This window comes from Sphingomonas sp. 2SG (genome assembly GCF_005503285.1).
In the GTDB taxonomy this organism is placed as follows: domain Bacteria; phylum Pseudomonadota; class Alphaproteobacteria; order Sphingomonadales; family Sphingomonadaceae; genus Sphingomonas; species Sphingomonas taxi.
In genome coordinates, this window is the sequence record NZ_SCMZ01000029.1 from 43,361 (window position 1) to 51,078 (window position 7,718).

The window sequence follows — 7,718 nt, forward strand, 5'->3', positions numbered from 1 at the left end:
CCGGAAGTGGGTCGTTAGACCGACGCTTCGCCATCGTCGTCGGCAATGAGCGTCCACATCGCCAAAAAAGCTCGATGCACTTCGACCCTGCTCGCCAATTCGCGATTAGCATTAGCTAACTCGAGCTTCGCTGGCCTGTCAAAACCGCGCCTCGTACAGGCGGCAAGGCTTTGAATCAGCTGCGGTGATATGTTTGGCTGTTTGCTCGTCAAATCGAGTTCTTCCACCAAGCGCGCGATCACGCCGATGATAAATGACAGTGCTCGAGGGATCACCATTCCGGTAAATTCGCGGGCGCGAGGCAGCAGAATGTGCGCTGGGACCGTACTGCTGAGGTCGCCTCCTAACCGCGTCTCGATTATATTCAACGGCTTGCCTTCGAGCCACGCCAAACCAGCGGATCGAAGTCCTTCGATGCTCGATGCATCGATCGGCGTTTTGGCCGATCGGCCAAGCGCCGCGTTGATAGAGCGGGAGCTATCGACCAACAGGTCAGCGCGCGCGCCAGCGTCTTCCTTCAACCAGTCGAGCATCCACTCGAACCAAGCTGAAACGGAGGTTGGGAGGGGCTCTGCTCTCCCGAGGAGGCGGTTGCGAAGCCGCTCAAGGAGAGCAAGCCCCAGCCCACTTTGCGAGGCGAGTAGGACGACCGCCTCGTTCGGACCGCCATCCACGACACGTAACGCCTCGATCCACAGAGCGCTCACCTTCCGCCGGTAGTCTGGCTCATCCTTCTCTTGCCGCGCTTTGAACGCAGCGAGCGATCGGAGCAGCAAATTACCGGGTTTAAGGGAAGCGCCATCTGCCGCGGAGAGCGAGGCTAGCCGGTTAATGGTGTAGCGCACGTCCCGGTCGTCGAGTTCGCCCCGCATGACGCGGTCGAGAACCACCTCCAACGGATCCGACACGGTGATGCATCGATCATCTTCCGGCAACACCGATGCTAGCGCCTTCTGGAGCGCTTTCGTCAGCTTCTTCTTCGTTGAAAATTTGATGATGGGCTCGGGGATGAGGATCACAACCCCGTTGGCGAGATGTCCGGCGCGACCCGCGCGAGCGGCTGCATTTAGCAACTCGTGGGATTCCAGATTCTCCCGCTTGCCGTTATCGCCACTTCGCCGGTCGCCAGCCAGGATCGCCAATTCAGCGGGCAGGTTAAGCCCTTGGGCGAGGGTGGGTGTCGCCACAATGACCTGTGCGCCGCCTGCACGCCGGAAGAGACTTTCCGATAACTTACGCTCCAGGCGAAGCATGGCTGAATTGTGAGGGACAGCAGCGAAGCCCCCTTCGGAGAAGATCGCATGCCGGTGGTCGCCGAGTTCTACCGTGATGGCTTCGAGTAGCTTCTCTTCGGCCGGGGCGAGCGGCACCGGGTCCAAGGATGCCGCTATGTCGGCTGCGGTTCGAACCGCATCGGCTTTCGTGTTCACAAAGACGATCGATTTGAGACCGGTGCCGCTTGCATTCTTGGCGATCGCCGCGGCGACCTTGTTGGCGTTTGGAGTCGCCCAGATCTCGCCGTCTTCGTACCCGCCGGCGAGGGGCAGGTCGGTGTCCGTCACCCGGCTGAAGCCATGCGATCGATCCTCATCCTTCCAATTGTGTTGGAGACCCCATAGCACCCAAGGTCGCGCGACGAGCTTCGCCTCGGCGCCTTTGCGGAGAGATTTAGCGCGCTTGCCCTTGACCACGTTGATGCGCCGTTGTTCGGCGCGGGCAGCGTTTTCCGCCTCCGCGATGACGGATTGATCATAAACGACAACGCCCCGCGCCTGACGGCTTGGTTTCCAGAGGAGCTCGGTCGCTTGCGCCGGCCGGCCCGTGATCTCCTCGAGCCACGCGGCCAGGTCCCGGCCGTTCTGGAGCATCGCTGATAGCAGCAGCAGATCAGCGTCTGGAGCGGCGGCTTGGAAGGCAAGCAGACAGAACATGCTGTCCAGCGCCCGGCCAATCTTGCGCGGCGACGGGCTTAATAGGTGACACTCGTCAAATACAAGCAGCCCGACGTTCTCGAAAGCCTCTGCAGCAAAGGACAGCATCGCCAGACATCGCTCCGGTGTCATAACCTCGATATCGTTGAGCTGATTGTCGGCTAGCAGGAGGGAGTCGAAATCACCGGAGACCTGGAGCGCGAACTGATCCTGCGGGAATAGAGCCTGCAGGTCGTCGGTAAGCTGATCGACGAGCGCATGTGTCGGTGCGAGGAATACGACCTTCTTACCCCGGGCGAGTGTACCAGCGATCTTGAGGACACTGACGGTGGTTTTGCCAGCACCCGTTGGCAGTACTAGCACGGCTGAGCTGCCAGTCTGGTGAAAGCCGCGCGCGATGGCTGCACGGTGATTCCTCCAGACATAGGGCGCCGCATTCGCTCGAAACGACAGCCATCGATTCCAGAAGCTTGCATCGGCCCCGTCTGGCGGCGGGATGCGGGTTAACGGTGCTTCGGTCATACCGTTTGCGGCGGACAGCAGAAGCGAAGCCAGATGCGCCGGTCCCGCATATCGCGTCGTGAAGGTCCGCCTGTCATCCGCTATGCCGGATTCGCGAACACTGGTTTGCGACGAGATCTCAATAACTCGACGGAAGGTTGATCGTGCACCTTCGAGATCGCTATCGGAGGCATCGGCAGGTGAGAGTAGGAAAGCCGCGAGCTGCTCGATGCCTCGGGCAAGGGTATCGAGCAGCACCCTCAAAGCTACAGTCTGCAAGTGGCCTCGACGGCGCTCGGCCGTAGCATCGCCGGTGCGATTCGCTCCCCGGTCTAGGATTGCACTGAGGTTCCCAAGGGCAAGATCCCGAACATGTCGTCCGATCTCTCGAGCCTCCAGAAGGCCTTCACGAGGAATAGCGATCTTCAAGCCGGCTTCGTTTGCGTCGGCATATTGCTCTGCCGCCAAGAACAAGAGCGCCGCAGCGACTGAGGCATCAACACCGTCGCGGTCGACTGGTTGTCGGACTAAGGTGTCAGCCGATTGCAGTCGGCGGGCGATGATTTGCTGTGCCGTTCCCGCAACGAAAGCGGATGCGCGTCGTAGCTCTGCATTTTCCTCGCGCGAGGCGACGATTTCGTAAACGTCTGCGATACGATCGACGGGCCATGGATCGGCTCCAACGATATTGGTGTCATCGCCCCGTAGCCGGCGCGAGACGAGGCTCGCGTAGTGGCGCGTCAGTGTCTGCGGGAGGTCCTCTGCGCTAAGGCCGGGGACACTCGGCGCCTGCCGAAGGAGGGCGGCCGTCCGCGCGTCAAACATTGTCGGCTTTCTCCATTGAGTCCTCGAAGCCATTCAAGGCATCGATGACCTTCTGAGCCAGGCTATCGAACCAGTCCCGCACCGGCTCGTCGAGCGGTAGGACGGCGCCGATGCGCTGGCTTTGAACGATATCACCTAGACCATCATACCCTGCAAACAGGGCCGTACGATCGTCTTGGTCGAGGGGCCCCGTCGTGAGCGCAGCTCGGTAGGTCCTGAGTTTCTTATCAGTGACAAGGGCGGCAGCTTGTACGGCAGCTGTTCCACGTACGCCGCTGTCCCTGATCAGCTCGGCGGCGTTGGCGATCAAGTCGCGGGCGCGTTTATTCTGATGATGCTCTCCGAATGTCTTCATCACGTCATCGCGAAATTTTTTGCGAGGGTTTTTAGTGCACTTATCCTCGCAGATGGTCGCCTGTGTGATTGAGGCTCCGGTGGGCGCAAGTTCAAGAATCAGTCCGTCGAGCCCATGCATGGTAGCATCAAGGTGCGGATCTTTGAGAAAGGTTCTAGAGCCACCGCTCTGCCTTGCTACGATCCACGACATGCACTCGAACAGATAGCCGTCCCGCTGGATCCGCGATGCGGTTCGACGTGGGATTGTGTCCCCGCGGATGCGCATCTGCGACCGAGCATCGGCAAACAGCTCTGCCTCTGTCGGGACAGGTACGCTCAAAGCCAGCGTTGCTATGATCTCAGCTGCATGCTCAACTTGACCGAGTGTTATCAGCGCAATCAATGCCGCTAGGGCGTCTAGGTCGGTGACCGTCCATTCAAGTCCACTAACGTCTGCGTTGATCGGTACGCCGATTGATCGAATTGCCGTCGACATCGCCCCCTATTCGTCCCGGGTCTGGCCTCAAATGGTGCGATGGTCTCGGGTGGGTGCCCTACCGCACGTGTCCGTATCGCGCCCGTCACGCGTCATTTCCTAACCTTATGCCGTCTAGGCCTTTTCGCCACAAGCTCATTGCCGGCGGGCGCCGTTCATCACGAGCTAGATTGCTTGCAAGACATTGCTCTTGCTAGCGGACGAGTACGGAGCCAGGCCGACTCCTTTTCGCTGGAGGAGCGCGGTGCTTCACCGCCGGTGCTGACCGAGCGGACGGTGTGGGTCCGCCATCCGCTATCCATGTCGAGCGCCCTCCTTCGACGCTCCTAGGTTGAAGCTCTCACGGAGGGCGTACGAGGACCGGCACCACAGAGTGATGCATTGTGAACTGCTGCGTTTGCTATGCCCCAGACTCGACGAGCAAGCGTCGATGTAGGTGCCGGAGCGTGCACCGTCCGCGTCGAAGACTGCGCTGAACAAGCGTCTGCTTTCGGAGTTGATCAAAATGTCGGTGGATGACCGGAAATGGGTCCTCACGGCCGCGAAGCTGCCGTTCGCGTTTTCAAGCACCTGCGCGCGAACCTGGGTCGGTGTCGTCCCGGCTGCGACCTGCCTGACCCACAGCGCGGCCGTTGTAGCCAAGCCGATCGCCACCACCAGCGCAATGTACAGCACCGCCTTACGCCCCAACCAGCCGAGCAGCTGCCTAATCGCCTTCATGCCTGCTCCCTGCGGTTCAGACGCCACCAAACAGCCGCGCGGAGCGCCGAGCAAGCCGCCGCCAGCACCGTCGAACCGCGACGGTAATCTAGACTACCGAGGCGCGGCGGAACAGGGCAGCACCAGATGGGCCCGTGATCGTCTGGATACGCCTGCCGGGCGGCACCGAGCAACGCTGTGACGTTGGGGCGGACCCGTCTGCACAAAACCGATCAGCGCGGCGGCGAACGCTTTGGTTGTCAGGCAAATGACGATGGTGATTTGGCCGCTGCACTGACGACCGATCCACTTTTGGCTCTGAGGTGACAACGGGAAGGGGCATACAAGCAGCAGAATTTGCTACAACGCATGCACCAGAGCCTGCTACATCACGTCTCGCTAGACCAACGGTTTTCCGCGACTTTATGATAATGGTCGGGGAGACAGGATTCGAACCTGCGACATCCTGCTCCCAAAGCAGGCGCGCTACCGGACTGCGCCACTCCCCGACGCGTGGCCCCCTTAGGCGCGGGGCGAGGCGGGACGCAAGCGGCAATCGGATCTTCCGGCGACGATCCCGTATCGCAGCGACATCCCTGTTCGCCGATGGCTCTCCGCCGAGCCGCAGTCGAGCGCGCCATCGAAGCATATGCAACCAATTTGGTTGATTGATCACAAGTTAATGGCGCGTCCTACAGACGATGATCCGTCTGCAAATGGCACGCATATAGTTCGCATACCGATAACGGCCGACTTGACGGCGTGCTGCATCCATCCTCTAATTTGTTGATCGACTGGGGAAAGTCGAATCGAGGGGAGTGATCATGAAGATGTTGATGTGCGCGCTGTCGGGCGCGCTTCTCGTTTGCGCGCCTGCGACGGCGCAGACGGCGATGCCGATCATCGCCGGCGCACCGGACGCGGCGGTTCTGCGCGCGGGAACCAGCGTGCCGCTGAAGATGGCGGAAGCGTTGACCACCAACGGCAAGAAGCTCAAAGTCGGGCAGCGCTTTCAGTTGCAGACCGCCGAGCCGGTCGCGATCAACGGCATGACCGTCATCCCGGCGGGCAGCCCGGTGACCGGCGAGGTCACCGAGGTTCGCAACAAGGGCATGTGGGGCAAGTCCGGCCGGATCAACGCCCGCGTGCTGTTCGTACGGGCGAACGGTCGCCAGATCCGCATGTCGGGCCAGTTGGACGACAAGGGCACGACCGGGACGGTGGGTGTGGTCGGCGCGATCGCCGTCATTCCGGTCGCAGGCTTTTTCGTCACCGGTACGAGCGCCAACATTCCGCTCGGCGCGCCGGTGACCGGGTTCATCGATGAGGACGTGCCGGTCGCCTTTGCCGGTGGCGCGCCAGCGGCGATGGTCGTCGCACCAGCGGCTCCGGCCGCGGTGGTGGCGCCGATCAAGGTCTCCCCGGCGGCACCGGCGCCCGCGGAGAAATAACGTTGGGATGGCGATCCCGCGCGTCGGGATCGCCGCCTCGGCGTGCGACGCGACGTACCGAGCCGCATCGGACGGCAAATCCTGCGGGGATGACGATGGTGCCGGTTGCAGGAATCGAACCCGCGACCTTCGGTTTACAAAACCGCTGCTCTACCAGCTGAGCTAAACCGGCAATCGGCGCACTCCATGGATCAAGCGATGCGGCTAGTCCAGAGGGCTTTGCCGTTGCCGGCGCAGCGCGTCCCAATGCGCCAGCCGTTCCTGCAGCCGCGCCTCGAAGCCGCGGCCGCTCGGTTCGTAATAGGTCTGCGGCGGCAGCTCGTCGGGCCAGTAATTGGCGCCCGAAAAGGCGTCGTCGGTGTCGTGGTCGTAGGCGTAATCGGCGCCATAGCCGATCTGCTTCATCAACTTGGTCGGCGCGTTGAGGATGTTGGCGGGCGGCATCAGCGAGCCGGTTTCCTTCGCGCTGCGCCACGCCTTCTTCTGCGCCATATAGGCGGCGTTCGATTTGGGGGCGGTGGCGAGATAGAGGCAGGCCTGCGCGATCGCCAATTCGCCCTCGGGCGAGCCGAGGAAGTCGTAGGTGTCCTTGGCGGCGATACACTGGACCAAAGCCTGCGGATCGGCGAGGCCGATGTCCTCGACCGCGGCGCGGGTCAGGCGGCGGAGCAGGTAGAGCGGCTCTTCGCCGGCGGTGAGCATCCGCGCGAGATAATAAAGCGCCGCCTGCGGGTCCGAGCCGCGGATGCTTTTGTGGAGCGCGCTGATGAGGTTGTAATGGCCCTCGCGATCCTTGTCGTAGACCGCGACGCGGCGCTGGAGGAAGCTCGACAGGCCGGCGGGGTCGAGCGGCGCGTCGATCGCGACCGAGAACAAGGTCTCGGCCTGGTTGAGCAGGAAGCGGCCGTCGCCGTCGGCGCTGGCGAGCAAGGCGTCGCGCGCCGGCGGGGTGAGGGGCAGCGGGCGACCCCCGGCGGCCTCGGCGCGGTCGAGCAGCTTGGCGAGCGCGGTGGCGCCGAGGCGGTGGAGGATGAGGACCTGCGCGCGGCTGAGCACCGCGGCGTTAAGCTCGAACGACGGGTTTTCGGTGGTCGCGCCGACGAGGATGACGGTGCCGTCCTCGACGAAGGGCAGGAAGCCGTCCTGCTGGGCGCGGTTGAAGCGGTGGATCTCGTCGACGAACAGCAAGGTGCGCTTGCCGATGCGGGCGTGCTCGCGGGCCTCGGCGAAGGCTTTCTTGAGATCGGCGACGCCCGAGAAGACCGCCGAGATGGCGACGAAGCGCAGGTCGACCGCGGCGGCGAGCAGCCGGGCGATCGTCGTCTTGCCGGTGCCGGGCGGGCCCCACAGGATCATCGAGGACAGGCGCCCCGCCGCGACCATCCGGCCGATCGCGCCGTCGGGGCCGGTGAGATGCTCCTGCCCGACGACGTCGGCGAGCGTCCGCGGGCGCAGCCGGTCGGCGAGGGGGGCGTCGGC

The 7,718-nt window shown here is 62.8% G+C and carries 5 protein-coding genes and 2 tRNA genes; 1 reads left to right on the forward strand and 6 read right to left on the reverse strand.

Annotated features, from left to right (window positions below):
• Positions 1-14: 14 nt before the first annotated feature.
• From FFS23_RS12835 to FFS23_RS12850, 4 genes are all read right to left on the reverse strand, one after another.
• Positions 15-3,257: a DEAD/DEAH box helicase gene (locus tag FFS23_RS12835; protein WP_171009479.1), complete on the reverse strand. Its 3,243-nt coding sequence runs from the start codon at positions 3,255-3,257 to the stop codon at positions 15-17.
• Positions 3,250-4,089: a hypothetical protein gene (locus FFS23_RS12840; RefSeq protein WP_137898910.1), complete on the reverse strand. Its 840-nt coding sequence runs from the start codon at positions 4,087-4,089 to the stop codon at positions 3,250-3,252. The genes FFS23_RS12835 and FFS23_RS12840 overlap by 8 nt, the downstream gene beginning before the upstream one ends.
• A gap of 294 nt (positions 4,090-4,383) precedes the next feature.
• Entirely contained in the window at positions 4,384-4,809 is a 426-nt protein-coding gene (locus FFS23_RS12845) for a hypothetical protein (RefSeq protein WP_137898911.1), read from the reverse strand.
• A gap of 411 nt (positions 4,810-5,220) precedes the next feature.
• Positions 5,221-5,297: transfer RNA gene (locus FFS23_RS12850), tRNA-Pro, on the reverse strand.
• A gap of 315 nt (positions 5,298-5,612) precedes the next feature.
• Between FFS23_RS12850 and FFS23_RS12855 the strand changes: the two genes are divergently transcribed.
• Positions 5,613-6,239: a hypothetical protein gene (locus FFS23_RS12855; RefSeq protein WP_137898912.1), complete on the forward strand. Its 627-nt coding sequence runs from the start codon at positions 5,613-5,615 to the stop codon at positions 6,237-6,239.
• Positions 6,240-6,335: 96 nt separating this feature from the next.
• On the opposite strand, the gene FFS23_RS12860 is transcribed toward FFS23_RS12855, so the two are convergent.
• Together FFS23_RS12860 and FFS23_RS12865 are read right to left on the reverse strand one after the other, a co-directional pair.
• Positions 6,336-6,411 (reverse strand) — tRNA-Thr (locus FFS23_RS12860).
• Between the two features lie 32 nt (positions 6,412-6,443).
• On the reverse strand, positions 6,444-7,718 hold a 1,275-nt coding region (locus tag FFS23_RS12865), incomplete at its 5' end, for a replication-associated recombination protein A (RefSeq protein ID WP_137898913.1).